Raw genomic sequence first — 26,994 nt, forward strand, 5'->3', positions numbered from 1 at the left:
TGAACCGGCGCCGTTCCATTCGATCCTCCGTTCATCACCTTGCGACCGCCCAAACCAATCGTCTGGCGAATCTGCCCGACGCTGGGCCGCCAGCGGGATTGCCGCCCTTGCGGGTCTAGCTGCCGATGATGTCGTCGACTTCCAACGGCTTGTCGACCTGGCTGAACCATTCGGCCCGGTTGGCGGCGCGGCGGCGGCCGCGCTCGTCGAGCGGCAGCTTGAGCTGGCGCAACAGGCCCATCACCTCCTCGCGAGCGGTGACGTGCCCGAGGCTCGGGCGAGTGCCGAGCGTCGCCTCGTCGATGTCGTCGAGCGCCGTCAGCCCGCGTGGGAAGAATTCGCGGTAGACCACCCGCTCGGCAAAGCCGTCGACCGAACGGAACCCGAGCCGCAGCGACAGCTGCTTCAAGCCATCGGCGACCAGCTGCTTGTTGCGCGAGCCAAGCATCGACAACCGGTTGCGCACCACGATCCAGTCGGTCGAGGCGCCGTCGAGCTGGCGGCGCTTGCGTCTGGTGTCGCGCACCATCTCCGCATAATGGCTTTCGCCGATCACCGCATAGGTCGCGGGATCGACGATGCCCAGCACGTCGAAATCGAGGAAGCTGTCGTTGATCGGCGTCACCAGCGTGTCGGCCATCGAATGCGCGAGCCGCATCAGGTAGCTGTCCGAGCCCGGGGTATCGATGACGATGAAATCATAGGCACGTTCCACCGCGCTCACCGCGGCCATGAACTGCTGGAATTCGGCGTTCTCGTTCTCCTCGATCTGCATCGTCTCGCCGTACTTGATGCAATAGTGCGCGGGGAGTTCGAGATCGAGACCGGAACGCCGCGCCCAGGCCTGGCGATTGCTGATGTAGCGGGTGAAACTTTGCTGGCGGCAGTCGAGATCGATGCTGGCAACGCGCTGTCCGGCCTTCAGGAGCGCAACGGCGATATGCAGCGCGGTGGTCGACTTGCCCGAACCGCCCTTCTCGTTGCCGAGCACCACGACATGTGCGGAGCCGGATTGACCCTGACTAGCCTGCACCAACATGATTCAATCCCCGCAATGATCTTCAAATCGCGCACGGCTGTGGTCAAGTGAAATGCATCACTGCGACAGGAAATCAATTGCAGCCGTCCTTAATGATGAATCGAGCACGCAAGCCGGCTGCGTCGATCGGCGGCACGAGGCCTGCGATCCATGCGCGTCCGAGATCGGGTAATGCTTGCGCGGCGGTTTGCCGATTGCGGTTCGGACTTGGTAAGCTCCGCCACCTGCCGAACGCCAAACGTTCCACCTGGATTCCCCCACCTTGCCCCACGAGTCGAGACCAGATGCCGCGAAATCCCACCGTCGTCCGTACCGTCCCCGCCCTTCGTCGCGCCGTCGACACATTGCGCGCCAAGAAGGCGACCGTTGCGCTGGTCCCGACCATGGGAGCCCTCCATGACGGCCACGTGTCGCTGGTGCGGCTCGCCAAGCGTCGCGCCAAGCGGGTCGTCGTCTCGATCTTCGTCAATCCGACCCAGTTCGCTCCGACCGAAGATTTCGGTTCGTATCCGCGCACCTGGAAGGAAGACGTTGCCAAGCTCGCCGCCGAGGGCGTCGACCTGATCTGGCACCCCGAAGTGAAGGCGATGTACCCCGACGGCTTCGCCACCCGGATCGTGCCCGAGGGACCGGCCACCGCTGGACTCGAGGATCGCTTCCGGCCGCATTTCTTCGGCGGCGTCGCCACCGTGGTCGGCAAGCTGTTCACCCAAGTCCGGCCCGATGTTGCGATCTTCGGCGAGAAGGACTTTCAGCAGCTTCGGGTCGTGACCCAGATGGCCGCGGACCTCGACCTCGGCGTCAAGGTGATCGGGTCGAAGACGGTGCGCGAACGCGACGGCCTCGCGATGTCGTCGCGCAACGTCTACCTCTCGACGGAGGAACGGCGCGCGGCCCCCGAGCTCAACCGTGTGATGAAGGAAGCGGCAGGCCGCCTGCGCGCCGGCGAGGACGCCGCGACCGCAATGGCCGACGGCGCGGCGCAGATCACCAAGGCCGGCTTCGCGCTGGATTATCTCGAGGTCCGCCACGCCGCCTCGCTGGCGCCGATCGGCTCGCTGAAGGACGGTCCGATGCGGATGCTGGTGGCGGCAAGGATCGGCGGCACGCGCCTGATCGATAACATCGCGGTTTAGGGCAGGATCCGGAAAACTGTGACGCGGTTCATGCACCGTGACAGTGCGAGCGGCTCATGAGGGCCCGGCCCCATCTGCGCGGCCCGGGGCGGCGCTTGCGCCGCGCCCGTCCGCGGCAGCCGTCTTCCGATTGCTCACAGCAATCCGAGGTCGCGCAACTCGCGGCGCATGGGCTCCGGCATCGACGCCACGCTGGCTGCGCTCGACTTGGTGAGATCTGCGGGCGCGGAGTCCGCGGTCAGGTAGCGCCAGCCCTGGAACGGCCGCATCGGCCGCGGCGAGACGGCGATCACCTTGGGCTGCATCACCAGCCGGCAGCGTCCGATGCCGTCCTTGTCGCGGAACGGCTCGATCGCGATGATCTTCTCGCGCGCGGCGACCTCGCCACGGATCACCCAATACAGCGAACCGCCGGCGAGGATCTCCTCCTCGCGCTTCGGCGTCATCCGCGTGATGTGGATGTGACGGAGCGGCAGGCCTTTTTTCTTCGCGGTCGCCATCCGTTCGGCGACCCAGCCCTTGAGTTCCTTGACCGAGTCGCAACCGACGGCAAGCTTGATGAGATGAAGCGGCATGCGCCGGATGTAGCGGCCGGCGCGCGCTTTGGAAAGGGAGCGTCATCAGCGGCAGTGGATATCGGGATTTGCTGCTCGGAACGGTGCAAGGACGGCGGCTCAAGCCGCCGTCGTCACGCTCATTCCTGGTTCGCGGCCGCTGGCGCACTCGCCGCGGCAGGCGGCTGCGCTGGCGCCGCAGCCGGCGCGATCTGGACCGGGCGCTTTGCTACAGGCGGCCGCTTCGGGGCGGGCGGCGCAGCGGCGGCGCGCGCGGCCGGCGGCTGGGCCGCTGCGGCCGGCTTCGCCGGTTCGGGCGTCATGATGCTGACTGGCGGCGTCGACGACGCGCTCGGAAACTCGGCGTTGGTCGGCTTGCCCGTGGGCATCGACGGCGGCAGCGCCGCCACCAGGCCGGCGGCGGCCGACGCCTGCGCGCCGGCCGGCGCGTTCCAGGACGCCGCGTAGCGCGTGACCAGATTCTCGTAGGTCCGCTCGTTCATATTGTTGATGATCTGGTGGTTGTCGCCCAGCGAGCGGAACGCGGGGCACGCGGTCGGCGTGCAGTGATCTCGCGCCATCAGTGCGTAGGCCACCAGACCGTAGCGGTCGTGCTCGATGGCGCGGCGCAGCGCCTGCAACTCGGTGGTCGAATTGCGCTCCGCGGTTGCGAGGTCGCCGAGCGCGGTCAGGCGCGAAATCTGCGCCGCCGCATAGCTCACCGCCGCCGCGGCCGTGTCAGACGAGCCGAACAGCACCTTCTCACAGGCGTTGAGGACGGCATCTCCGGCGAGGTCGTCGAGGCAGGCTAGCGCCGGCGCGGTCTGGCTGGTGAATTGCGCCGTCCGTGTGTCGGCAGGCGCCGCCTGCCCGCCCGGCCCGAAGCCGCGGATCGTGGCGGCGACCGCAACCGCGATCGACAGCAGCGTGATGACGGTCAGCGCGCCGTTGGCGACGGACTTTTCCGCGCGCAGCAGCGTGACCAGAACGACAACCCCAAAGAAGCCCGCCGCGGCCAGCGTCAGCCACATCGGGAAGGTCGGTGAGCGCCAGATCTGATCCAGCGAGGAAGCCCAATTCATGCGCGATGTCCCTCAACGCGGCGTAAGCACAACCGGCGACGGCGAGCGCCGCCATCCCGGCGTCCAACCCTCAGCACAATGGGTCTGCGAACAGGGCCTTTTGACGGCGACGGCGCGGAACCCGCTCCAGCCACCGGCTTGCGCACAACGTTCAGGACAGCGCGAGCTGACTCTCCTTGGCTACCCGTTCGAAAGCTTCAGTCGAGCTCTTGATGCGATACTGGCAATCGTCACCATCGGTCGGCAGCAGGCGGATCACCTCATAGGTGCCGCTCGCAGCGGGGCGCGCCACGTTGCTGGCCGTGAAATAGACGATCTCGCCAATCGAGTACTTATGCTTCAACGCCCTCTCCATTTTCTTAGAGATTGCTGGCTGAGCTGACAGTCCCGATAGCTCAAGCCGGCATTTTGAGAACCCTGCGGCAACCTAGCACATCGCACCGCCCCAAATCCAGCAAGATTGGGGCATGGCGAAGGAGCTATTTTGCAGGTTTTTCAGGGCGATAGGCAGCAACTTATGTGCCAGCCGGAAATTGCCCGCCGACCTCGGCCGGAACCCGGTTCCAAGTCTAGGCGGTATGCGGCAACTTGCCGTTCGGGCTAGCGCCGTCGACCGCAGCCGGAAGTTGCTGGGCCAGCACCTTGGACAGCTGGTCGACCGGAATGTTGAACTTGGCGGCGAGTTGCTTGACGGTGTCGCTGCCCAGCACCTGCTGGAGCTGCTCGGCGGTGATCGGCAGGTTCTGGCCGGTGCCGATCCAGGACTTGACCTGCTCGCCGAGGCCGGCCTGCTCGAGCTTGGCCACGATCGCCGACAGCCCGCCCTGCCCGCCATTGCCCATCACCTGGCCCAGCACGACGGGGATGACGGCCGCCCCGAGCTGGCCAAGCATGCCTTTCAGCTCCGGTGAGTTCTCCAGGGAATCGAGAATGCCCATGGTCTAAGTCCTTTCACGACTTGCAAAACCGGTTTTTCAGATTCGACGCCTTCGGCCCCGCGGCGTCAAGCCGCGATCTTTGCCGCCGCTGCCACAATTCGGCAGCGCCAGGACCGGTCAGGCGTCCTCGAATCGCTCGATCCGCAGCGTCTCGGCCAAGCCGTCGCGGGTCCATTGCTGGAACGCCGGAAGCTGCATCATGGCATCGACATAATGCTGCGCCTCGGCCTTCACCGGGATCGCGTAGGTGCGGAAGCGATGCACCACAGGCGCGTACATCGCGTCCGCCCCGGAGAATGCCCCGAACAGGAACGGACCCTGCTTGCCGTAGCGCGCGTGGCAGTCGGCCCAGATCTCCTCGATCCGCGCCACATTGGCCCGCGCATCGTCCGACAGCGCAACGGCGCGGATCGGCCGGTGCAGGTTCATGCCGCATTCGCTGCGCAGCGGCACGAAGCCGGAGTGCATCTCCGCCGAGATCGCGCGGGCATGCGCGCGCGCGGCCCGATCCGACGGCCACAGCTTCGCCTCGGGAAACTTCTCGGCGAGATATTCGATGATCGCCAGCGAATCCCAGACCGTGACGTCGCCGTCGATCAGCGTCGGCACCTTGCCGGCCTTGCTGAAGCTGAGGATGCGGTCCTTGTCGGCCTGGTCGGTGTAGAGCGGCACGAAGATTTCCTCGAACGGGATGTCGTTGGCGCGCAGCGCCAGCCAGGGCCGCATCGACCATGACGAATAGTTCTTGTTGCCGATGACGAGCTTGAGCATGCTTGTGAATCCTGTTGCCACCTCAGTTTGCCATAGTGCATTGCACGCGTTCAACCTGTACATGACGCGGGATGCGGATGCAGCGCGACGCGGACCTGCCGCGCATCGACGGAGGAAGGCACCAATGACCGGCTATTGGGTCGACATCCTGGCCGTCGGCTTCTTCGCACTGGAATGGCTGGTCTACGCCATCACGCTCGAGCACACCGCCTACGGACGCGACAGCCTGTCGGCGCGGATGCATGTCTATCGCGAGATCTGGGTGCGGAATCTGCTCAACCGCGATGCGCGGATGGTCGACATGCAAATCATGGCCAGCCTGCAGAACGGCACCGCGTTCTTTGCCTCCACCAGCCTGATCGCAATCGGCGGCGCGCTGGCGCTGCTGCGCGCGACCAGTGACGCGCTCGCGGTGCTCGGTGCACTGCCGGTCAACCTGACGCCGTCGCCCGCGCTGTGGGAGATCAAGTGCATCGGACTGATCCTGATCTTCATCTACACCTTCTTCAAATTCGCCTGGGCCTATCGCCTGTTCAACTATGTTGCGATCCTGTTCGGCGCGATGCCGCCGGCCGGGGAACGCGATACGCAGGAGGCCGAGGCCCATGTGATCCGCACCACGCGGCTGTTCGAGACCGCGGGCCGGCACTTCAACCGCGGCCAGCGCGCGTTCTTCTTCGCGCTCGGCTATCTCGGCTGGTTCGTCAGCCCCTGGGTGCTGTTCGCCACCACCGCCGCGGTCGTCATCGTGATCTGGCGCCGGCAGTTCGCCTCGAATGCCTGGCAGGCGATGGGAAGCTGAGACTTGCCTCCGCTCACGATGCAAAATCGCGCGGAGTGAAGTCGAGGTCGAGCACCTTCCATTCGCCGTAGCGATCCCGCGGCAGCATCGCATAGGGCTGACAGGCCTGCAGCGCCTCGGTCGCGCTCTTGAGCAGCAGCGGCCCCTTTTCCGATGCGGTGGCTTCGATCAGCAACGGCGCTGCGCCGAGCTTGCCGTCGGGCTTCATGAACACCCTGAGCTTGATCCTGACGTCATCGCCAGTGCTCAGCGTCGCCGGGAGCTTCATGCAGCTCTTCAGATGACGGCGGAATTCGGCGACCACGCTGGAGCCGACGTCGGCCTGCTCGGTGGCCGCGGCGTCGAAATTGTCCTTGCCGGGACCGGGGCCGTGCGGCGCTTCGGCCGGCGGCTTGATGGGGATGTCGGGCGGCAAACCGAGCATGACATTGTATTTGACGGACAGGTCCGGCTCGGGCTGCACATAGGCAGGTGGCGACGGCGTCGCTGCTTGCTGCGCCATTGGCTGGGGCATCGGCGGTGTCTGGGGTGCCGGCGTCTGCGGTGCCGGCGGCGGCTCGACCGCGGCATGCTGCGGAGCCGGGCTGGGTTTGGGCTCCGGCGGCGTCGCCTGCTTCTGCGGCGGTTGCTGCTGGGCCTGCTGCGGCTGAGATGCCGGAGCTTGCGCCGGTGGTTCGGACTTGACGGTGTCGACCGGCTTGTCGAGCGACGGCAACTGCAGCTCGGGTGTCGGCGACGGGCTCGGCACCGGATCGGGCTTGATCTCGCTCTCGATCTCGCTCCTGGCGACCTCCTGCGGCGTCACGATCTCGACCGGCACCGTGTCAGCGGCGACTGGATCGAACTGATGCACCTCCGAATACAGGAAAATCAGCGCGAGCAGCATCAGGTGCACGAACACCGAAGCCATCAGATCCGCGTTTGGCCGAAACTTCATCCCACTCGATCACATCAGTGTCGTCTCCCCGCCGGTCACAATACCGGCTGGAACCCGCCTGCCTCAATCCCCATTCGGTGCAAAACCGCAATCGGCCTGGGCGCAATAGCATGATCCGGACCGCTGCCCAGCCATTTTCCGCGCGGCGATTCACAGGCAAGGACCCATGCGCCATGGACGTTCAGATGGGCCGTCAGCGCGCGGCCGCGCCCCCGATTGCCGAAATCTCGCGCATGTCCTCATCCGACAACTCGAAGTCGAAGATGTCGAGATTTTCCTGGAGCCGCTCGAGCTTCGAGGTGCGCGGGATCGCCGAGACATTTTGCTGCACCAGCCAGCGCAGGCAGACCTGGGCAGCCGTCTTGCGATAACGGTCGCCGATCCGCGACAGCGCGCGATCACCCTTGACGCGTCCCTTCGCGATCGGGCTGTAGGCGACGAATGCCATGCCATGGCGCGTGCACGCCTCGATCACGTCGGCCTGGACCAGATAGGGATGGTACTCGACCTGATCGCAGGCGAGCGGCTCGGGGCACGCCGCCACCGCCTCCCCGATCAGCGCCGCGTTGAAGTTCGAGACCCCGATATGCCGCGCCAGCCCCGCCTGCTTGACCCGCGCCAGCGCGCCGAGCGTCTCGGCAAGCGGCACGTGCGGATGCGGCCAGTGCAGCAGCAACAGATCGACCTCGGTCAGACGCAAGCGCGCCAGGCTCTCCTTGGCCGAACGTTCGAGATCCTTCGCCATGAAATGTGTGGTCCAGACCTTGGTGGTCAGGAACACATCGTCGCGCTTGATGCCGGAGGCGCGCAGCCCCTCGCCGACCTCGCGCTTATTGTCATAGATCTGGGCGGTGTCGATGTGCCGGTAGCCGAGCCGCAACGCCTGCTCGACGATGCGAGCGCAGGTCCGCCCGCGCAGCTCCCAGGTGCCGAGCCCGATCGCGGGAATACCGGCACCGTTGCCTTCGACTACATTCATGCACGCATTATGCGCGCATGACGAGGACCTGCCAACTCACGCATGGGTTCCGCCATGAGCCGTTGCGACCGCTCACCACTCCGGCTGGTAACCGTCGGTCAACGTCTTCAGGAAGGCGATGATGTCGGCTTCGTCCTGCGCGGTCATCGCGGGTGTGTCGCCGAGATGGCGCTCGAACGGCGGATCGGCGACGTCGACATTGCCGTGATGCTTTTCCGGCAGATCGTCGTATTTCCGCACTGTACCGTCGGCCGCACGCGGGTAGACCTTCTCCGGATTGGTATCGCGGAAGTTATAGAAATCGAGCACCTGCTCAAGGCTCGTGAAGACGCCGTTGTGGAAGAACACGCGGCGGGCTGCGGTGTTGCGCAAGGTCGGCGTCAGAAACATCCCGCAATATTGCGTCTGCTCGGCAATGTCGGTGCGATACGGACCGCAGACCCCGAGATCGAAGTAGTTCGGATCGCGGTTGCTGGCGAGCGCGGCGTTGCGCGGCGCGCCAAGCGCCTCATACTGGTGATCGGTAAACAGCGGCGGCAGGCCGTCGCGGGTCGGCGCCGAGGTATGGCAGCCGGCGCAATTGGCCTTGTCCGGATCGTTGAACAATTGCAGGCCGCGCAACTCGTTCTCGCCCAGTCGTGCCCTGCCTTCCAGCCAGTAGTCGAACTTGCTGCTGTAGGGATGGAAGCTCGGTTCCTCGACCTGATAGCGCGCGACCGCGAACATCGCCTCCGCGACCAGCAGCCGCGTGTTGTCGAAGACCTGAGCGCCGAACAGTTCGGCAAAGCGCGGGGCATAGCTAGCCTGGCGCAGCTTCTGCGCCACCACCTCGATGCTGCCGCCATCCATCTCATTGGGATCGAGCAGCGGGAAGATCGCCTGGTCCTGCAGCGTATCAGCGCGGCCGTCCCAGAACAGTCCACCCTGCGGCACGATGTTGACCGCCGACGCCGCGGCCACGGTCGCGACCTTTTTCGCACGCGCAGCCTGCTGACCTGCCGCGGCCAGTTGCGCGAAGTCGACGACGTTGTCGTCCTCGTCCTTCTCCGGCCCGATGCTGAAATTTGGTTGCCGCTCCAGATAGGTCAGGCTTGGCACGGCGCGCGTACCCTGCCGCGATTGCGCGGGCCCGCCGGACATGACCGCGGCATCATTGGGCGGTCCGTAGGCGTGATCCGGACTGTGACAGGAGGCGCAGGACAATGCGCCCGACGACGACAGCGACGCGTCGAAGAATATCTTCTGGCCGAGCTGCGCCATGCCGGACAGCAGGGCGATCGGCGGACGCCTGAGCTGCACCGGATGCGGATTCGTCCCCGGAAGTCCTTGCGTCTCGACTGCCGCAACAGCGCCGGCCATGCAGAGCAGGCCGGCGCCGAGAAGCCACAACATGCGGCCGTTCATATGACGTCCAGTGATCCCAGAGCGTTAGTGATGGTGATGATCATCAGACGGGCTAACGATGACCGTGCCGGCCGTCGGATCGAGGAACAGCTTGTTCTGCTGATCGTCGCGGTCGTGATCGTGATCGTGATCGTGGCCATGATCGAAGTCGAACATGTCGGTGATCGATTCGACGCTGTCGTCGAATGCGCCGCCGCCGAGACGCTGGCCGTGCAGCCAGTTGTCTTCGATGAAGCGCACGACGGACGCCTGCGAGATGCGCGTGTGGCTGACGAAGTTCTTCTTGGCGTAAGGTGAGATCAGCAGGAACGGGATCCGCGTGCCGGGACCGCAGCGGCCGTTCACCGGCTGGCCGTTGAGGCCGTTCGGCTGCGTCTGCTTGCCGATACCGCGGCCGCACTGACCGGGACCGTTGACCTGGTCGGCGGTCGGATCATACGAGGCGCTGGTCGGTGCGATGTACTGGTGGTCATACCAGCCGTCGGAGTCGTCATAGGTGATGATGACCGCGGTCTCGCGCCACTCCTTCTGCGTCTGCAGGAAGTTGATCAACTCGACATTGCCCGCCTGCTCGTCGAGCGGATCGGAGTTGCCGGGATGGCCGTCCTGATAGGCCGGCATCTTGATGTAGGAGACGGCCGGGAAGTTGCCGGCCTTCACCGAGGCATAGAAGTCCTCGAGATCGTAGGCATGATTGGCCGGATCGACCGTCTTGCTGCCGGGAACGTAGGTGTGGCCGATCGCGTTCACCGAGCTAGGCCGCGCATGGGTCGGGTTGGCGGTCGACTTGTAGTACTGGAACCAGGCGTGGTGCGGGATGTAGTCAACGATGCTGCCGTTGACGTTGCTCGAGAAGGTGCTGCGGAGGCAGTTGGTGGTGCCGTTGCTGTTCTTGAGCGTCAGGTCGAAGCCGCCCATGAAGCTGCCCCAGCTGATGTGCTCGGCGTTGAGCAGGTCGCCGATGTTCTTGCTGGTCATCAGGACCTGGCTGGTCGTGCTCGAGCAGGAGTCATAGGCAGGGTCGGTATCGCCGATCAAGGTCAGGCCGCCCTGCCCGTCGGCGATCGACGACGTCGTGCCGACGATGTTCTGCGCACCGTTGGTCTGGCCGGCGACCACCTCGAGCGCGCCGGGCGTCGACGGACCAAAGGTGTCGGTCCAGGTGTTGTCGCTCATCGCGAAGTTCTGGGCGTAATTCCAGAACGCGGTGACGGTGTTGCCGTCGAAATAGCCCATCACCTGCCCGTTGGTGCCGAACGCGCCGACACCGCCGGCGGTGCCGCGGCCGGTGAACTTCGGAAACAGGTCTTCGTTGCCGTTGTCGACCGCCTGCTGCTCGGGCGTGTAGGCGTGGTTCTGCGAGCGCGTGTTGGCCTGGGTGCGATCGAGCCGGAACGGATTGGTCGCGCCCGTGCCGTTGGCCGGGTTGAGGTTCGGGTTGTTGGTCAGCAGATTGGCGTTGGCGAGGTTGTTGACCTTCGGTGTATGCGGCTTCGCCTTGAACGGAATGGAGCCGGTCGGGTTGGCCGCATTCGGGTAGGTTGCGAAATAGTGATCGAACGAGCGGTTCTCGTTGAAGATCACGACGAGATGCTTGATCGGCGTTGCCGTGTGAATGTCGTGCGGATGACGATGATCGTGATCTCTATCATCGTCGTGAGCAGCCGCGCTGCACACCACTGCAGCAGCAGCGACAAGACAGACTCCGACCGTTGAAAGGAATTTCACCTTCACTTCTTGCCCCATTTTTTAAGGATTTATGACGTCGACATGCGACACATTAGCCAGCGCGCGTAACAGCCCTGTGTCGGTTTTGCGATTGATGCGTCATCGCGACGCAATCGTCATGCGTTCGATTTCACGCGCCGGTTGCGGCACGCGTGAACAGATATTGCATCGATGTCATCAAATCGATCGCGACCCCAATGACGCCGGCACGCGCGTCATGATGAGACCTACATCCGCGCGTACCACGTTTTCATGCGCGCACGATCCAGGACTATTCCTGTAGTCGCACAATTCAACGCGACGTATCCGGCCGAGCCAACTAGTCCTTCATCCCCGTGATCGAAGCACTCACCGCTCTCGGATCGCGCTGCGGCCAGCGGCGGCTTTCGACCTGCGCCAGGAATTCGCCGACGATCCGGTTGTACTCGTCGGGCTCCTCGATGTTGATGGCATGACCGCAGTTCGGCATGACGGCGAGCGCGGCGGACGGAATGCTCTGCTTCATCAGGATGCCCGGCAGCAGGCACGGCCAATCCTCGTCGCCGGTGATGATCAGTGTCGGCACCGTGATGCGCTTCATCTCGTCGACCAGCGTGTAGAGCGAGGGACGCTCCTTCTGCACGCCCTGCTGGGTGTTGGCGGATCCCACCGCCGAGTGCTGGGCAAGCATGGCCTTGAACTCGGCGTGGCCGCGCGGGTCCTTGTTCTCGTACTGCACGCGGGTCGGACCGTAGGCGTAGCGTTCGGCGAACGCCGGCATGCCGTCCTTGCGGATCATGGCCGCGATCACGTCGGCTTCGGCGCGAAACGTCTCGCGCTTGTCGAGCTCCGCACCATAACCGCAGCCGCCGATGCACAGCGACAGCGCCCGCGTCGGGTGACGCAGTCCGAAGTGCAAGGTCGCGAAGCCGCCCATCGAGAGGCCGATGATATGCGCCTTCGGCGCGCCGATGTGATCGAGCACGGCAAGAATATCGTCGGCGGCGCGTGCCTGCGAATAGGACGAGACATCGTCGGGCACGTCAGACGGCGGAAAGCCGCGCGCATTATAGGCGATGGTGCGGAAGCGCTTGCCGAAATGCCGCATCTGCGGCTCGTAGCTGCGCAAATCGCCGGCGAATTCATGGACCAGGATCACGGGATGGCCGGATCCGGTCTCCTCGAAATAGAGCCGCACGCCGTCATCTGTTGTCGCGTAGGGCATGGTGGTCTCCTGCCTTCTTGTTTCGCGGGTTACTTCCTTCGCGTGTTACGGGATGGTCGCTCCCGCCGGAGGTTTGGCGCGCGGCAAGTATGTGCCGTGCTCCTTGCTGCCGACAAGGGCCCCGTCGTCGACGACCACCTTGCCGCGCACCATGGTCAGCACCGGCCAGCCGGTGACCTCGAGCCCTTCATAGGGCGTGTAGTCGGAGCCGTCATGGATCAGCTCGTGGCGGATCGTCACCTTGCGCTTGGGGTCCCACAGCGCGATGTCGGCATCGGAGCCGACGGCGATCGTGCCTTTGCGCGGATAGAGGCCGTAGATCTTGGCGTGATTGGTGGCGCTGAAGGCGACGAAGCTGTTGAGGTCGATGCGCCCCTTCACCACGCCCTCGGAGAACAGGATCGGCAGCCGCGTCGCCACCCCCGGGATGCCGTTCGGCACCCAGCGGAAGCTGGTACGCCCCTTGGGCGCGAGCTTTCCTTGCGGGTCGTCGTAGCGGAACGGGCAATGGTCCGACGAGAACACCGAGAACACTTTCTGCTGCAAGCCTTCCCAGCACGCCTGCTGGCTGGCGACATCGCGCGGCGGCGGCGAGCAGACGTACTTTGCGCCTTCCATGTTGAGCTGGTCGAGATCCTTCTCGGTCAGGACAAGGTATTGCGGACAGGTTTCGCCCATCACCCGCAAGCCCCGCTGCTGCGCGCGCCGGATCTCGTCCATCGCCTCGCGGTTCGAGACATGCACGATCATGATCGGCACGTCGACCAGCTCGGACAGCGAGATCGCGCGATGGGTGGCCTCGCGCTCGACCGGGATCGGCCGCGAGGCGGCGTGGAAGCGCGGCGCGGCGTTGCCGGCGCGTTCGAGCCGGTCGGTTAGGAAGCGGATCGCGTCGAAGTTTTCCGCATGCACCATCAGCATCGCACCGGTCTCGCGCGCGACCGACATGGTCTCGAGCAGCTCGCGATCCGACAGCGCCAGCCCCTCATAGGTCATGAAGACCTTGAGCGAGGTATAGCCGTCCTCGACCAGCGCCGGCAGCTCCTGGCCCAGCACGTGCTCGGTCGGATCGGTGACGATCAGATGGAAGGCGACGTCGACATGGCATTCGCCTTCGGCCAGCGAATGGTAGTGCTTGAGCGCCTCGCGCAGCGTCTGGCCCTTCTCCTGCAGGCAGAACGGCAGCACGGTGGTGTTGCCGCCGAACGCCGCCGAGCGGGTACCGCTGGCAAAGCCGTCGGCCATCACGATGCCGTCGCCCGACGGCTGGGCGAAATGGACGTGGCTGTCGATGCCGCCGGGCAGCACCAGCCGGTCGGTGGCGTCGATGATCGTGGCCGCATCGCCGAGATCGCGGCCGAGCGCCGTGATCTTGCCGTCGCGGATTCCGACGTCGCAGGCGAAGGTGTCGGCAGCGGTCACGACCGTGCCGCCGCGAATGATGGTGTCGAAGGACATCAGTCGGTTCCCTCTTTCGGTGAGCGATGTTCGATGATGGCGGCAAGCGGCTCGGCCAGCCCGAGCGTTGGTTTCGGATCGGGCCGTCGGAAGGTGCCGGCGACGGCCTTGCGCGGCTTGAGCACGGCAAGCGTCTCCGCCTGGCGCACGGCGGCCGCGACCGGATCGACGACGGGCACCGGAATGCGGTCGCGGACCTTCGCCGCGAGCCCGGCGAGCGGCGCGCCCGACAGAATGACGACGTCGGCGCGGTCCTGTTCGACCGCCCGGTTGGCGAGCGCGACCAGCAGTTCTTCCTTCTCGGCCTGCACGTCGGAGATCGACTGGAAGCTACCGTCGAGCGTGCGGATGCCGGCGCAGCGTGAACTCAGCCCGTGCATGGCGACGCATTCCTCGTACCAGGGTGCCAGCGCGCCGGCGAAGGTCACGATGGAGAACCGCCGGCCGAGCATGCAGGCGGTGAGCATCGCGGCCTCGGCCAATCCCACCACCGGAAACGCAAACAGCTCACGCGCACCGAACAGGCCGGGATCGCCGAATGCCGCGATGATGGCGGCATCGATGCCCGAGCCGGCCTCGGCCAGCATTTCCAGCGCGATCGCGCCGCCGATCTGCGCCTCGGCACGGGTCGCGATATAGGGCACGCCACGCGTCGCAGTCGCAGACACGAGCTCGGTGCCGGCTGAGGCTGCCTTGCTGCCGGCAGTATGGAGCAGATCCGTCACCGCGACTGTCGTGTTGGGATTGAGCAGCAGAATTTTCATGGCGCAACGTTCCTCATCTTGCGGCCGCGCGGCTTTGCCGGAGCGTCCGGTGCCGCGGCGTCATCCGCCCTGTCGTTGAGTGTCTTGCCATCCAGCGTCTCGGCGACGATCTCGCCGGTGCGGCGAACATGGTGGGCCAGGATTTGCCCGGCCCGCGCCGCATCGCGGCGCCTGAGCGCGGCCAGGATATCCTGGTGCTCGCGCACCGATTCATCCCAGCGCCCGAGCACCGAGAGCGCGAAGAAGCGCGCGCGCTCGGCCCGCGCCAGCAGCGCCTCATGCGTCGCCTTCAGCACCGCGTTGCGGGCGAAGCCGACGATCGCCGAATGGATCTGCTGGTTGACCTGAAAATAGTCGCGCAGCTCGCCGCGGCCGTGATGCCACTCGATCTTGTCCTGCAGCGCGTCGAGCCGTTCGAAGTCGGCGTCCTCCATCCGCAGCGCGGCGAGTTCGGCGGCGCAGCGCTCGATGCCGCTGACGGCCTCGAACAATTCGGCCAATTCGGCGCGGCGGAGCGGCGCCACCACGGCACTGTGGTTAAGCCTGAGTTCGACCAGGCCTTCGTTCGCCAATTGCTTCAGCGCCTCGCGCAGCGGGGTCCGCGAAATGCCGAGCGCGTCGGACAGGTCCGCCTCCCCCAGTGATTGCCCTGGCGCCAGCTCGCCGCGCACGATCATGGTGCGCAGCCGCGCCGCCGCCTGCTCGTGCAGTCCGACCCGCGGCACGCGCAGCCGGCGCCGTTGCTGCGCCGTGATCGCGCGCTTGGGATCCTTGCTCCGTCTGGTCGGCTTGGCTCTGGTCTTGGCTTCGGTCACCGCAAGCCTTCATCGTCATGATCGGGGATCGCGGTCGCTGCGCGCAGGTCGGGGTTGGTGAACAGGCTGCCCCAGCCGTGCACGCGCGACGGATCGCAGCCCACAGCTGTGAGACACGCCCACAGCGTCACCGCGATCGAATCCAGCACCGGCACGCCAAAACCGCGCTCCAGCCGTTCGGCGGCGCCCGCGCCGCGCATGTTGGTGCAGAGCACGACGGCGGCATCGCAGCCCTCGCGCACCACTTCCTCGATCAGGCTGGCGACCTCGGCTTCGCTGACCTCGGCAAAGGAGAAATTGTCCTGCAGCGCGAGATGCCGCTCGGCGAAGCAGTGCAGCCCGGCCGAGTTCCAGTTGGCGATGATCCTGTCCTGCACGTCCCGGCGATACGGCGTGACCAGACCGATGCGCTCGGCGCCGATCCGCCGCAGCAGGTCGCGATAGGCCAGCACCGTGGTGCAGGCCTTGATCCCGGTTGCCGCGGTAATCTGCTCGGACAGGCTCTCGTCGCGGTCGAAGCCGAGCCAGCTTGCCGAGGTGCCGTTCCAGGCGATGACGTCGACCTTGGCATGCGCCAGCAATTCTGCCGCGCGAAGAATCTCGTTGGCGTCGAACTGGCGCAGCGCCTGCTCCGACAGCGCGATCTCCGTCACCTTGAAGCGCGAGAAATGCGCCGAGACGTCGTCGACGCCCGCCAGCATCGCGCAGGTGATCGGCTCGAGTGCAGTATTCGACGACGGCGTCAGCATGCCGAGCCTGATAGGACGTGTCATTCGCGAGGCCTCATCAACCGGCCGAATCCCTGGCAGGATTCGGCCGTCTTCGTTTCAGACCGGGAGCTTGCGGCTGTAGTCGATCAGGATCGAGCAGATCAACAGCGCAATGCCCGCGGCGGCAAAATACATCAGGGCGAGGAAGTAGGAGCCGGTGACCTGCACGATGAAGCCGACGATCAGGGGTGTCGTGATGCCGGCGATGTTGCCGCCGAGATTCATGCAGCCGCCGAGGAAGCCGGACTTGCCCCGGCCCGCCAGCGCCGACGGGATCGCCCAGTACATGCCGCACCAGCGCAGGAAGAACAGCGTCGTCGACAGCAGCACCACGACCGCGACCGCATTGGTGACGTAGGCGACGAGGAAGATCGACACCGTCGCCATGATCGCCGCGATACCGAACAGGGTGCGGAACACGGTGTTGGGCGCCCCGCCCCGCGCCCGCCAGCCGTCGCCGATCCAGCCGCCGACCAGTTCGCCGACGAAGCCCGCGAAGAAGATGATGAAAGAGGCGCCGCCGAGCGCCTTGATGTCGAAACCGTGCACCTTGAACAGATAGGTCGGCATCCAGGTCAGCAGGCCATAGAACGTGGTGTTGAAGAACATCCAGCCCAGGCACATGCACCAGACCGAGCGGAAGCGGAAATAGGCCATCCCGCTTGCGCCGGACGACGGCGGCGTCGCCGCGTCCTCGATCGCATGCGCCTCCTCGAGATAGCGCGCCTCTGCTTCATTGACCGACGGATGCTCGCGCGGCGCGTTGCGGATGTAGTACCAGGCCCACAGCCCGCACAGCATCGTGCCGATGCCCGCGACGACGAAGGCGACGCGCCAGGAGCTGAACGCCGCCATCAGCCAGGCGATCACGATCGACCCGAGCGCAGCGCCAAGCGGCGCGCCGCCGTCCAGCAAGGTGGCGCCGCGGCCGCGTTCTGTCTGCGTCATCCAGATCGCATTGAGCTTGCCGCCGGCCGGATAGATCGGCGCTTCCGACGCGCCGAGCCCGAGCCGGGTCAGCAGCAGCAGCATCCAGCTGGTGGACAGCGCCGCCAGCGCCTGGAAGAAGCCCCAGAACAGCGTTGCGAGCGCGATCACGATCCGCGGCTTGAACCGATCGGCGAGCATGCCGCCCGGCACCTGCATCAGCGCGTAGGTCCAGAAGAACGAGCTCAGGATCAGGCCCTGCATCGCCGGATCGATGTCGAACTCCTTGGCGATGACGGGCATTGCGACCGAGAGCGAGGCGCGATCGATATAGTTGATCGAGATCAGGAACAGCATCAGCAGGAAGATCTTCCAGCGCACGCCGGAAGGCTTCGCCGTATCTGCCATTGCGATGGTGGACACCTGATCGCTCATTGCTCGCTCCTCTGCCGGCAGATTGTTTTTCGCCACGCGCGACCTTCGTCATTGAAGGTCATCGGACCCTCTCCTGCCCCGCGAGAAGTCTGCTTCAAGCCGCGTGAGGCGACAAGCACATTTTGCATTCTGCATGCAACTTTATCTATCATATTGATATTTATAGGTATTATTGATAATTAGACCTATTATTGGTCAGCCGTGGTGAGGAATTGGGCGTCAGCTCATGTACCCGCGGGAGCAATTTCAGGAAATTGGCCCGGCGTTGCGCCTCCGGCGATCGCGCACGGCGTCTGCTCATTTCAAAAAAATAGTCCGCGCTTCCGTGGAAGCGCGGACCTGTCGTGAGCCGCCGACGCGGATCGCGCGTCAGCGGCGGATGAAGGCCGCCACCACCGCGCTGGAGGTCGCGCAGACCGCGACCACGAGAAACACCAGCGACGTCTGGTTATGCTTGTCCATGAAATGGCCGATGATCGGCTCGCCGAGACCCGCGAACAGATAGGCGAAGGAGTTCATCACCCCGGTCGCGGTCCCTGCCCGCTTGTGGCCGACCAGATCCGGGCATAGCGCCCAGAACGAGGATTGCGGGCCGTAGGTGAAGAAGCCGCACAGGAACAGCACGGTCATGCCGAGATAGATCTCGGTGGTCGGGATCGCGTACATGCACAGCGCGGTGACCGCGGCGAGCACCATATAGAGCACGATGGCGAGGTAGCGGCGCGAGCCGAACACCTTGTCCGAGACCCAGCCGTTGCTGAAGGCGCCGACCGCCATGCCGACCGGCAGCGCGATGCTGATCCAGCGCGGATCGATCACCGAGGTGGCTCCGGCCTTGGACCAGTTGCTGCCGAGGAAGTGCACGGGCACCCATACCAAAAGGCCGTAGCGCGCTGCGTTCTGGAAGCCGATCGAGACGCCGGCGACCAGCAGGCGCCAGTTCGACAGCACCGCCTTGTAGCGCGCGAGCGAGCCCTCATTGGCGTCGACCGCGGCTTCGGTTGCGGTGTCGTCGTCGGCCTCGTCATGCGGCGAGGCAAAGCCCATGTCCTCGGGCTTCTCGCGCGCGATCAGATAGAACGCGATGCCACCGAGCAGCAGCAGCACCACCGGGATGCGGAAGATCCAGCGCCAGTCGAGCTGGAAATAGCCGACCACGACCAGCGAGGTGACGAACGACAGCACCGAGGCGAGACCGGCGGCGAACGTATAGAGCCCGTAGACCGTGCCGCGCTCGTGGCGGCCCCACCAGTTCGACAGCAGCCGGCTGCCCGGCGCCCACCCCATCGACTGGAAATAGCCATTGATGCCCCAGAATGCGGTGAGGCTGACGATGCCGGTCGAAAGGCTGGTGGCCCAGTTCATGATGAAGGACAGGATCGCGCCCGCGCTCATCACGCGGCGGCCGCCGAACTTGTCGCCGAGATTGCCGTTGATGGCCTGCCCGACCGCGTAACACCAGAGCAGCGCCGCGCTGGCCCAGCCCAGCGCCTCCTTGCTGACGCCGAACTCGGCCTGGATGCCGGGAATGGCGAAGCCGAAGGTTTGCCGCCCGGTGTAGAAGAACAGATAGCAGAACATCGCCGCGAACAGCATCCGCCACTGCGCGCGGCGGAACGATGTCGCAAGCTCCGGATTCTGGACTCCGACCGAGCCGACGCCCGCCGGACTGAACGTGATCGACATTGCAGCCTCCCCTGATGATTGTTTTGTTGTTCACCCTCGGCCGCCGCGCCGTTGTTGTTGTGCGCGTGCGGCCCTCCCTCGGATCGACGCGCGTCCCTAGACGGGCCAGGGCAGCGAATAGGTTTTGACGTTGGTGAAGCTCTTGATCGCCTCCTGCACGCCTTCCTTGTAGCCAAGGCCGGAGTCCTTGATCCCGCCGAATGGCGACATCTCGATCCGGTAGCCCGGCACTTCCCAAACGTTGACGGTGCCGACGTCGAGCTCGTTGACGAACCGCGTGATGTAGTCGAGCCGGTTGGTGCAGACACCGGACGACAGGCCGAACGCGGTCGAATTCGAAATCCGGATCACGCTCTCGATGTCGTTGGGCACGCGGATGATCGGGATGACAGGACCGAAAGTCTCCTGCATTACGAGCTCGCTGGTGTAGGGAATCCGGTCGACCACCGTCGGCGGATACAGCGCGCCCTTGCGGTCGTTGCCGTGCAGGAGCTCGGCGCCGTCGGTAACCGCAGCGTTGACGCGGCGCTCGAACTCCTTCGCCGCGCCCTCGTGAATCACCGTGCCGACATCGACCGTCGGGTCCATCGGATCGCCGCACTTCACTGTGCGCGCCTTCTTCAGAACCAAGGCGGCGAAATCGTCGGCGACGGCCTCGACGCAGAGGATGCGCTTCACGGCCGTACAGCGCTGGCCGGAATTCTTGGTCGCGCCGGTGACCGCAAGCTCGGCCGCCTTCTCGAGATCGGCGTCCTCCATCACGATCAGGGGATCGTTGCCGCCGAGCTCGAGCACCAGGCGCTTGTAGCCGGCTCTGTCGGCAATGTGCTTGCCCACCCTGACCGAGCCGGTGAAGGTCACGAGATCGGCGTCCGGATCGGTGATCATCGCGTCACCCATCGAATGCGGATTGCCCGTCACCACCGACAGCATCTCCGGCGGCAGCCCGGCCTCGTACAGCACGTCGGCGAGCGCGAGCGCGGTCAGTGGCGTCAGTTCGGTCGGCTTCAGCACCACGCGGTTGTTGGTCGCGATCGCCGGCGCGATCTTGTGGCTGACCATGTTGAGCGGATGGTTGAACGGCGTGATCGCCGAGATCGCGCCGAGCAGCGGCGTCCGCGTCGTGAAGATCTTGCGCGCCTTGCCCTGCGGGCTGATGTCGCAGGAAAACGTCTCGCCGTCGTCCTTGATCGCAAGCTGGCCGGCGAACGAGTAGACGTCGTAGGCGCGGCCGGCCTCGTAGAGTGAGTCCTTCCAGCACAGCCCGGACTCGGCGGTGATCAGCCGCGCGAATTCCTCCTTGCGGCTCGCCAGTATCTCGGCGGTGCGCAGCAGGATGCGCTGGCGCTCGTAGCGCGTCAGCTTTGGCTTGAACGCAGCCGCCCTGGCGAACGCGCTGCGCACATGCTCCGGGCGCGCCGCCGGAACCGTGCCCACGACCTTGTTGGTGTAGGGATTGAAAACCTCGACATGCTCGTCGGTGTCGACGAGGCTGCCTGCGATGCGCATCTGCTCATGGCGAACGGCCTGGCTCTGGATGTTCATGGTGGTGTCCTCCAGGTCTGGATGTCACTGGATGCGGTTGAGCGCGACGTCGAAGGCGTCGAAGTTGCGCAAGGCGTGACCGGCCGGCAGCGCGATCTTGCGGTTGGCGATCAGCGGCACCCGCTGCTCGGTGAGCCCGCCATGCGAGCGCAGCGGCTCGGTCAAGCCGGACAGATCGTGACGAGATTCGCTGGTGCCGAGCACCTTGTGCCTGGTCGAGATCACGACGATGTCGCCGATCCGGTCGGGCGGCAGCTCGAACCGGGCGCAGGCATCCTTGCGCGGCAGCGCCACCTCGATGCCCTTGATGTCGCGTAGCCGCATCAGCAGCGTGTCGACGTCGACACCATCGGGTGTGTAGATCGTCGCGAACGAGCCGAGCGAACCGTGATGGGCGACATAGGGATCGGTGATCGGCAGGATCACCCGTGCGGCGCCCGTACCCGTCCAGTCGTCCATGACGTCCTGGAGATAGATGACGTCGGGCCTGCCGTCGGGCAAGAACTTGTCGTTCATGCCGTGATCGGCGGTCGCCACGATGTTGCAGCCGAGCGCATCGAGCCTAGCGAGATAGCCGTCGATCATCGCGTAGAAGTCGTTGGCGACCTTGGTGCCGAACCCGACCTTGTGCTGGATGTAGTCGGTGGTCGACAGATACATCAGGTCCGGACGATGCCGCTCGACCAGCTTGACGCCGGCCGCGAACACGAAGCGCGACAGATCGGCCGAATAGACTTCGGGCAGCGGCAGGCCGACGAAGTCGAGCACGTTGTCGATGCCGTTGGCGGCCCTGGTAGCCTGGTCGGCCTTCTCCGATGAGAAGGCGATGGCGCGGCCGCTCGCATAGTCGAGCCCATAGGCGAGCAAGGTGCGCAGCTTGTCCTTGGCGGTGACGGCGGCGACCTTGTGGCCGGCGTCATGCACGCCGGCCAGGATGGTCGGCGCGCGCAGGAACTTCGGATCGTTCATCATGACTTCGGCGTCGTTTGCCGTGTCGTAGAAATAATTGCCGGCGATGCCGTGCACTGCGGGCGGCCGTCCGGTGATGATCGAAAGGTTGTTCGGATTGGTGAAGCTCGGGATCACGCTGGCGGCATGCACATGCGCGCCCTCCTTCATGAAGCGCGCGAAGGTCGGCGCAACGCCGGCCTCGATCGCCTGCTCGATATAGCCGGGCTCCGAACCGTCGAGGCAGATCACGACCGTCGGCCGCGTCGGCGCGTCGTAACGGCGTCCGTTGACAGTGATGGTTTTGCGATTGTTTTGCATTGTATCTCTCCCTATCGCTATGCCGTCGTCACGCGCTCGCCGCGCTCGGCATCCGCAGCATCTGCGATGCCTCAATCAGCCGTTCCTTGGACCCCAGGAAATTGCGGCCGCGCTCGCCCTCGAGCGAGTCCGCGATCAGCGCGTGCCACTCGCTACGCTCGATCCTGTAGGCGGCCGGATTGCAGGAGATGCCGAGACGGGCCATGAAGTCCTCGAGATCGTCGGCCCCGCGCGCCAGATCGGCGCCGAAGATCTGCCGGAGGCTGTCCTCGCAGAGCCCGCCGGCTCCCTTCACGCTCCGCAGCACCATCGGCAGCGAGAACGAGCAGGCGATGCCGTGCTGCACGCCATGCCGCAGCGTGATCGGATAGGACAGCGAATGCGCGATCGCGGTCTTGGTGTTGGAGAACGCGAGGCCAGCGAACAATGCCGCCTGCGCCATCCGGCTGCGCAGCTCGATATTGCCGAGATCGTTGGCGAGCCTCGGCAGCACGTCGAGGACACCGCGTGCCGCGGCCACCGCATGGTTGGCGGAGACCGGGTTGTTGTTGACGTTCCAGATGCTCTCCAGCGCATGCGACAGCGCGTCGAGCCCGGTGCTGATGGTGAGGAGCTGCGGCTTGCCGAGCATCAGGCGCGGATCGATCACCGCATGGGTCGGATAGAGCGACGGCCGTGCCAGCGAATATTTCTTGCCGTTGGCCTCGTCCCATACCGTGCCCCAGCACGTCACCTCGCTGCCGGTGCCTGCGGTGGTCGGCACGGCGATGATCGGAATGGCGGATAAGCGCTCGGCGCCCTGCTGCGTCTCCAGATAGGTTTTGACGATCGCAAAATCGCCGCCGGCTGCCGCGAACACCTTTGCGGAATCGATCACCGAGCCGCCGCCGAGCGCGACGATCACCTCGGGCTGTTTGGCGAGCCCGGCAAAGCGCCCGGTCTGTTCGGTGAGCAGGCGGTAGTCCGGATTGGGCGCGACATCGCGAATGGTCAGGACGGAAGGACCCGCCGCAGCGCGCAGCCGCCGCTCGAGTTCGGCGAAGACCGGCTCGTCATAGGTCACGAGCGCATAGGCGCGCTTGCCGATCAGCGCCGGCAGCTTGTCGAAGCTGTCGGCTCCGAATTCAACTCTTACCGGGTTGGAATAACTCCAGTTCATTCGCGCGTCCTCCATTTGGCGCGAAGGTACGGCGCCGGATGCTATTGACAAATTCATTCTTCGGATGCGTTCTATTTATTATGTCAATAGTGTTCAGCCAGCTGCGTGCCTTCCATGCGGTCGCAACGCATGGCGGCTTCACCGCGGCCTCGCGCGTGCTCAATGTCGGGCAGCCGACGCTCACGATCCAAGTCAAGGAGTTGGAGGAGACCTACGGCGTCGAGCTTCTGATCCGCAAGCCGCGGCACACCGAACTCACCGAAGCCGGCGCCGCGCTGTTCGAGATCACCCGCGGCATCATGACGTTCTGCGACGAGGCGCACGAACTCTTGGCCGCGCACGGCAAGGCAACCAAGGGGCATCTACGGGTTGCGACCGTCGGGCCGTTTCATGCCACCGAGATCATCGCCGCGTTCAAGCGCGATCACCCCGAGGTGCAGATCTCGACCCTGCTCGGCAATTCCGAACGCACTCTACGTCACATCGTCAATTTCGAGGCCGACGTCGCGATCCTGGCAGAGGTGCCGGAAGATCCGCGCGTCACCATGATTCCCTACCGCACGCATCGCGTGATCGTGTTCGTCAACCGGGATCATCCCTGGTTCAAACGGAAATCGGTCAGGCTGCGCGAGCTCGCCGACCAGCCCATCGTGCTACGCGAACGCGGCTCGACCACCCGACGCGCCTTCGAGGCGACGATGCAGGCCGAGGGCATCAGGATCGAGCCGGTGTTCGAGATCGAGAGCCGCGAGGGCGTGTGGAAGGCGGTCGAGCGCGGGCTCGGCATCAGCGTCGTCGCCGACTTCGAGTTCGTCCCGCATCCGAACCTCCGCGCGCTCGAGATCAGCGACCGCACCATCAAGACCCAGTACAGTATCGCCCATCACAGCGGCCGCGGCCACTCGCCGATCATCAAGGCGTTCATCGATACGGTTCGCCGGATGAAGGGTCGTGACGCTACCGCGAGGGCGTCGTCGGTTCGGCCTTGAGCGCGAACAACGCCAGCAGCGCGGCGAGACTGAGAGCCGACGTGACTGCGAACGTATAGCCGCCAAGTGGCGAGATCAGAAATCCGAATACCAGGGGCGCGATCGCTTGCGACAGTCGCGACGGCGCGCCGAGCAGCCCCAGCCGGTAGCCGTAATCCTTAGGACCGAATATCGCGAGCGGCAGCGTACCGCGCGCTATCGTCAGGATGCCGTTGCCGGCACCATGCAGCAGCGCGAAGATGCCGGCGAAGCCGCCGCCGAACAGGCCGATGACGCAGGCGCCCAAGGGGTGCGTGATGCAGGCCAATCGCGCCGACCATAGCGGATGGAAGCGCTTGAGCAGGCTCGCTTCGACAATCCGTGCCGCCACCTGCGCCGGGCCGATCAATGCGCCCGCCGCGATCGCCTGTGTCTGCGTCGCGCCCAACGCCTCCAGAATTCGCGGCAAATGCACCGCCATCGCGGACGTGACGCTCCAGGCGGCCGCGAAGGCAAAGGCGAGCAGCACCATCGCGCGGTCGATCGGAATATGCGGCTTTGGCGTGTCGGCCGCGATCCGATGCTCGCTCTTCAGCTTGGGGACCACGAAGCCGTTGAGCGGCAGGCAGATCAGAATGTGCGCCGCCGCCCAGCCGAAGCAGGTCCAGCGCCAGCCGATGGTTGCGAGGCCCCACGCGGTGAGCGGCCAGCCGATCGTGCTGGCAAATCCCGCGATCAAGGTGATGCCGGTGATGGAGCGGCGGGCGGTGTTGCCATAGATGCGCCCGAGTGCCGCGAAGGCCGCATCATACAGGCCAAGGCCCATGCCGACGCCGAGCAGCAGCCAACTTGCGGCCATCAGAACGCAGCCTTGCGAAAGCCCGAGCAGGATCAGGCCGGACGCCAGAATCAGGTTGGACGCGCAAAGCACTTCGCGCCCGCCCATGCGGTCGATCTGGCGGCCGACGCGGGGACCGAGCAGTCCTGATATCACGAGCGCCATCGAGAACGCGGCGAACAGCCAGTTCGTGGATATGCCGAGGTCACGTGCAATCGGGTCCGCGAGAATCGCGGGCAGATAATAGCTCGACGCCCAAGCCAGGGTTTGCGTGGTGCCGAGCGCGACGATCAAAACATTATCTGCACGGCGGCTCATCTAGCGTGCGCACCCGGCGTCCTCGGCGGAATCACTTCGCCGTCTTCCTTGACGAATCGGCCGATGTCGGCAACGGCGAGGAGATCAAGGACGGCCTCGGACGGCCGGCACAGCTTCACGCCTTTCGGCGAGACGACGATGGGCCGATTGATCAGGATCGGATGCGCCATCATGAAATCGATCAATTCGTCATCGCCCCATTTCGGATTGGCGAGATCCAGCTCGGCATAGGGCGTGCCTTTCTCGCGGAGCAGCGCACGCGGCGCGATGCCCATGGCAGCGATCAGCGCGATCAGCGTGTCGCGCGAGGGAGGAGTCTTGAGATATTCGACGATCTCGGGCTCCTCCCCGCTTTGGCGGATCATGGCCAGGGTGTTGCGCGACGTCCCGCAATCGGGATTGTGGTAGATCGTGATCGTCATCGGACTGCTTCCTTGGTGGTTTCGGCGCCCCGCAATAGCCAGGTCATGAATGCCAGCGCGACCATGGCCCCCAAAACCTCGGCGACGATGAATCCCGGCAGATCCTGCGCGCGGATGCCCGAAAACGTGTCGGTGAACGATCGCGCGATGGCGACGGCCGGATTGGCGAAAGACGTGGATGCGGTGAACCAGTACGCGGCCGTGATGTAAAGCCCGACCAGCCAAGGAATTGCGGCCTCACGAAACCGGAGGCCACCAATGATCGTTGCGACCAGTCCGAACGCGGCGACGAATTCGGCGAACCATTGCGGAAATCCCGTCCTTGCCTTGGCCGAGAACTCCAGGAGCGGCAGGCCGAACATGGCGTGCGCGACCATTGCGCCCAGGATTCCCCCGAGCACCTGCGCCGCGACGTACTGCGCGGCATGCGGCGGACGGAGCTCGCCCTTGAGCATGAAGACCAGCGTGACCGCCGGATTGAAGTGCGCGCCGGATATTGGCCCAAGGATCGTGATCAGCACCACCAGAATGGCGCCGGTCGGAAGGGTGTTGCCGAGCAGCGCCAACGCCACGTCCTTGGTCAGCGTCTCGGCCATGATGCCGGAGCCAACGACGGTTGCGACCAGCAGCAAGGTACCGAGGCCCTCGGCCACAAGGCGCCGCGGCAGGTCGAAGCCGCGCATCAGGCCCGCGCCTTCTTCTTGGCCGTGGACGGCCCGCACCGGGCATCGGCGAGCGCCGGCGCGCAGATTTCCGGGTGGCCCGCGCAGCAATCCTTCATCAGAAAGCCGATGAGATCGCGCAAGCCGGTGAAATCCGCCGAGTAGATGATCGAACGCGCCTCGCGACGCGGCACGATCATGCCGGCATGCTCGAGGTCCTTCAGATGAAACGACACATTGGATGGCGACACTTCGACCGCCTCGGCAATCGCGCCTGCCGCCATGCCATCCGGGCCGGCCTGTACCAGCAACCGCACGATCCGCAGCCGCGTTTCCTGCGACAGCGCGGCGAAAGCGGTTCGGGCTTGACGCTCCTCCATCTTT

27 protein-coding genes are annotated in these 26,994 nt (G+C 65.2%); 3 read left to right on the plus strand and 24 right to left on the minus strand.

What is annotated here, in order from left to right; translation table 11 throughout:
- Positions 1-115 precede the first annotated feature (115 nt).
- On the minus strand, positions 116-1,039 hold the full coding sequence (locus tag HAP47_RS24235) for a division plane positioning ATPase MipZ (RefSeq protein WP_173642453.1): 924 nt from the start codon (positions 1,037-1,039) through the stop codon (positions 116-118).
- Between the two features lie 284 nt (positions 1,040-1,323).
- Between HAP47_RS24235 and panC the strand changes: the two genes are divergently transcribed.
- Positions 1,324-2,175, plus strand: a complete 852-nt coding sequence (gene panC / locus HAP47_RS24240; RefSeq protein WP_173642452.1) for a pantoate--beta-alanine ligase — start codon at positions 1,324-1,326, stop codon at positions 2,173-2,175.
- Between the two features lie 134 nt (positions 2,176-2,309).
- Here panC and HAP47_RS24245 read toward each other — a convergent pair whose 3' ends face one another.
- The 5 genes from HAP47_RS24245 to HAP47_RS24265 form a co-directional block, all read right to left on the minus strand.
- Positions 2,310-2,750, minus strand: coding sequence for a DUF1489 family protein (locus tag HAP47_RS24245; RefSeq protein ID WP_173642451.1), 441 nt, complete (start codon positions 2,748-2,750; stop codon positions 2,310-2,312).
- 119 nt (positions 2,751-2,869) lie between these two features.
- Positions 2,870-3,811: a hypothetical protein gene (locus tag HAP47_RS24250; RefSeq protein ID WP_173642450.1), complete on the minus strand. Its 942-nt coding sequence runs from the start codon at positions 3,809-3,811 to the stop codon at positions 2,870-2,872.
- 151 nt (positions 3,812-3,962) lie between these two features.
- Positions 3,963-4,166, minus strand: coding sequence for a hypothetical protein (locus tag HAP47_RS24255; RefSeq protein ID WP_092114848.1), 204 nt, complete (start codon positions 4,164-4,166; stop codon positions 3,963-3,965).
- Positions 4,167-4,380: 214 nt separating this feature from the next.
- Positions 4,381-4,749: a YidB family protein gene (locus HAP47_RS24260; RefSeq protein WP_173642449.1), complete on the minus strand. Its 369-nt coding sequence runs from the start codon at positions 4,747-4,749 to the stop codon at positions 4,381-4,383.
- A 117-nt stretch (positions 4,750-4,866) separates the two neighbouring features.
- Entirely contained in the window at positions 4,867-5,520 is a 654-nt protein-coding gene (locus HAP47_RS24265; protein ID WP_173642448.1) for a glutathione S-transferase family protein, read from the minus strand.
- A gap of 124 nt (positions 5,521-5,644) precedes the next feature.
- Here HAP47_RS24265 and HAP47_RS24270 point away from each other — a divergent pair, with 124 nt between their 5' ends.
- Complete coding sequence (locus HAP47_RS24270) at positions 5,645-6,322, plus strand: DUF599 domain-containing protein (protein WP_173642447.1); 678 nt, start codon at positions 5,645-5,647, stop codon at positions 6,320-6,322.
- 13 nt (positions 6,323-6,335) lie between these two features.
- On the opposite strand, the gene HAP47_RS24275 is transcribed toward HAP47_RS24270, so the two are convergent.
- The 14 genes from HAP47_RS24275 to psrA form a co-directional block, all read right to left on the minus strand.
- Entirely contained in the window at positions 6,336-7,259 is a 924-nt protein-coding gene (locus HAP47_RS24275; RefSeq protein WP_173642446.1) for a hypothetical protein, read from the minus strand.
- Positions 7,260-7,452: 193 nt separating this feature from the next.
- A complete protein-coding gene (locus HAP47_RS24280) occupies positions 7,453-8,238 on the minus strand; it encodes an aldo/keto reductase (RefSeq protein WP_173642445.1) in 786 nt (261 codons plus the stop codon).
- A 72-nt stretch (positions 8,239-8,310) separates the two neighbouring features.
- Positions 8,311-9,630 carry a cytochrome-c peroxidase gene (locus tag HAP47_RS24285; RefSeq protein ID WP_231168357.1) on the minus strand — a complete coding sequence of 440 codons (1,320 nt, stop codon included), beginning with the start codon at positions 9,628-9,630 and terminating at the stop codon, positions 8,311-8,313.
- A gap of 36 nt (positions 9,631-9,666) precedes the next feature.
- Entirely contained in the window at positions 9,667-11,376 is a 1,710-nt protein-coding gene (locus HAP47_RS24290; protein ID WP_173642443.1) for a phospholipase C, read from the minus strand.
- Positions 11,377-11,689: 313 nt separating this feature from the next.
- On the minus strand, positions 11,690-12,574 hold the full coding sequence (locus HAP47_RS24295; RefSeq protein WP_173642442.1) for an alpha/beta fold hydrolase: 885 nt from the start codon (positions 12,572-12,574) through the stop codon (positions 11,690-11,692).
- A gap of 45 nt (positions 12,575-12,619) precedes the next feature.
- Positions 12,620-14,032, minus strand: coding sequence for a dihydropyrimidinase (gene hydA, locus HAP47_RS24300; RefSeq protein WP_176396286.1), 1,413 nt, complete (start codon positions 14,030-14,032; stop codon positions 12,620-12,622).
- Positions 14,032-14,796 (minus strand): aspartate/glutamate racemase family protein, encoded by a 765-nt coding sequence (locus tag HAP47_RS24305; protein WP_173642441.1) that lies wholly within the window; start codon positions 14,794-14,796, stop codon positions 14,032-14,034. Before HAP47_RS24305 ends, hydA begins: the two co-directional genes overlap by 1 nt.
- Positions 14,793-15,611, minus strand: coding sequence for a GntR family transcriptional regulator (locus HAP47_RS24310; RefSeq protein WP_173642440.1), 819 nt, complete (start codon positions 15,609-15,611; stop codon positions 14,793-14,795). Before HAP47_RS24310 ends, HAP47_RS24305 begins: the two co-directional genes overlap by 4 nt.
- A complete protein-coding gene (locus HAP47_RS24315) occupies positions 15,608-16,384 on the minus strand; it encodes a maleate cis-trans isomerase family protein (RefSeq protein WP_173642439.1) in 777 nt (258 codons plus the stop codon). The genes HAP47_RS24310 and HAP47_RS24315 overlap by 4 nt, the downstream gene beginning before the upstream one ends.
- A 54-nt stretch (positions 16,385-16,438) precedes the next feature.
- Positions 16,439-17,743 carry an MFS transporter gene (locus HAP47_RS24320; protein WP_173642438.1) on the minus strand — a complete coding sequence of 435 codons (1,305 nt, stop codon included), beginning with the start codon at positions 17,741-17,743 and terminating at the stop codon, positions 16,439-16,441.
- Positions 17,744-18,112: 369 nt separating this feature from the next.
- Positions 18,113-19,429 (minus strand): MFS transporter, encoded by a 1,317-nt coding sequence (locus HAP47_RS24325; protein WP_210285373.1) that lies wholly within the window; start codon positions 19,427-19,429, stop codon positions 18,113-18,115.
- A gap of 96 nt (positions 19,430-19,525) precedes the next feature.
- The gene (phnY, locus tag HAP47_RS24330; protein ID WP_173642437.1) at positions 19,526-20,974 is read right to left on the minus strand and encodes a phosphonoacetaldehyde dehydrogenase; all 1,449 of its coding nucleotides are present in this window, start codon (positions 20,972-20,974) and stop codon (positions 19,526-19,528) included.
- 24 nt (positions 20,975-20,998) lie between these two features.
- The gene (phnA, locus tag HAP47_RS24335; RefSeq protein ID WP_173642436.1) at positions 20,999-22,243 is read right to left on the minus strand and encodes a phosphonoacetate hydrolase; all 1,245 of its coding nucleotides are present in this window, start codon (positions 22,241-22,243) and stop codon (positions 20,999-21,001) included.
- A 28-nt stretch (positions 22,244-22,271) separates the two neighbouring features.
- Positions 22,272-23,402 (minus strand): iron-containing alcohol dehydrogenase PsrA, encoded by a 1,131-nt coding sequence (gene psrA / locus HAP47_RS24340; RefSeq protein WP_173642435.1) that lies wholly within the window; start codon positions 23,400-23,402, stop codon positions 22,272-22,274.
- An 80-nt stretch (positions 23,403-23,482) separates the two neighbouring features.
- Here psrA and HAP47_RS24345 point away from each other — a divergent pair, with 80 nt between their 5' ends.
- Positions 23,483-24,391 carry a LysR substrate-binding domain-containing protein gene (locus HAP47_RS24345; RefSeq protein WP_173642434.1) on the plus strand — a complete coding sequence of 303 codons (909 nt, stop codon included), beginning with the start codon at positions 23,483-23,485 and terminating at the stop codon, positions 24,389-24,391.
- Here the strand turns inward: HAP47_RS24345 and HAP47_RS24350 are convergent.
- The 4 genes from HAP47_RS24350 to HAP47_RS24365 are packed head-to-tail and all read right to left on the minus strand — an operon-like array spanning position 24,360 to position 26,990.
- On the minus strand, positions 24,360-25,526 hold the full coding sequence (locus HAP47_RS24350; RefSeq protein ID WP_173642433.1) for an MFS transporter: 1,167 nt from the start codon (positions 25,524-25,526) through the stop codon (positions 24,360-24,362). The genes HAP47_RS24345 and HAP47_RS24350 overlap by 32 nt on opposite strands.
- Positions 25,523-25,948 carry an arsenate reductase (glutaredoxin) gene (gene arsC, locus HAP47_RS24355; RefSeq protein ID WP_173642432.1) on the minus strand — a complete coding sequence of 142 codons (426 nt, stop codon included), beginning with the start codon at positions 25,946-25,948 and terminating at the stop codon, positions 25,523-25,525. The genes HAP47_RS24350 and arsC overlap by 4 nt, the downstream gene beginning before the upstream one ends.
- Positions 25,945-26,631 carry an aquaporin gene (locus tag HAP47_RS24360; RefSeq protein ID WP_173642431.1) on the minus strand — a complete coding sequence of 229 codons (687 nt, stop codon included), beginning with the start codon at positions 26,629-26,631 and terminating at the stop codon, positions 25,945-25,947. The genes arsC and HAP47_RS24360 overlap by 4 nt, the downstream gene beginning before the upstream one ends.
- Positions 26,631-26,990 carry an ArsR/SmtB family transcription factor gene (locus HAP47_RS24365; RefSeq protein WP_173642430.1) on the minus strand — a complete coding sequence of 120 codons (360 nt, stop codon included), beginning with the start codon at positions 26,988-26,990 and terminating at the stop codon, positions 26,631-26,633. The genes HAP47_RS24360 and HAP47_RS24365 overlap by 1 nt, the downstream gene beginning before the upstream one ends.
- Positions 26,991-26,994: the final 4 nt, after the last annotated feature.

Source organism: Bradyrhizobium sp. 41S5 (assembly GCF_011516665.3).
GTDB lineage: Bacteria > Pseudomonadota > Alphaproteobacteria > Rhizobiales > Xanthobacteraceae > Bradyrhizobium > Bradyrhizobium quebecense.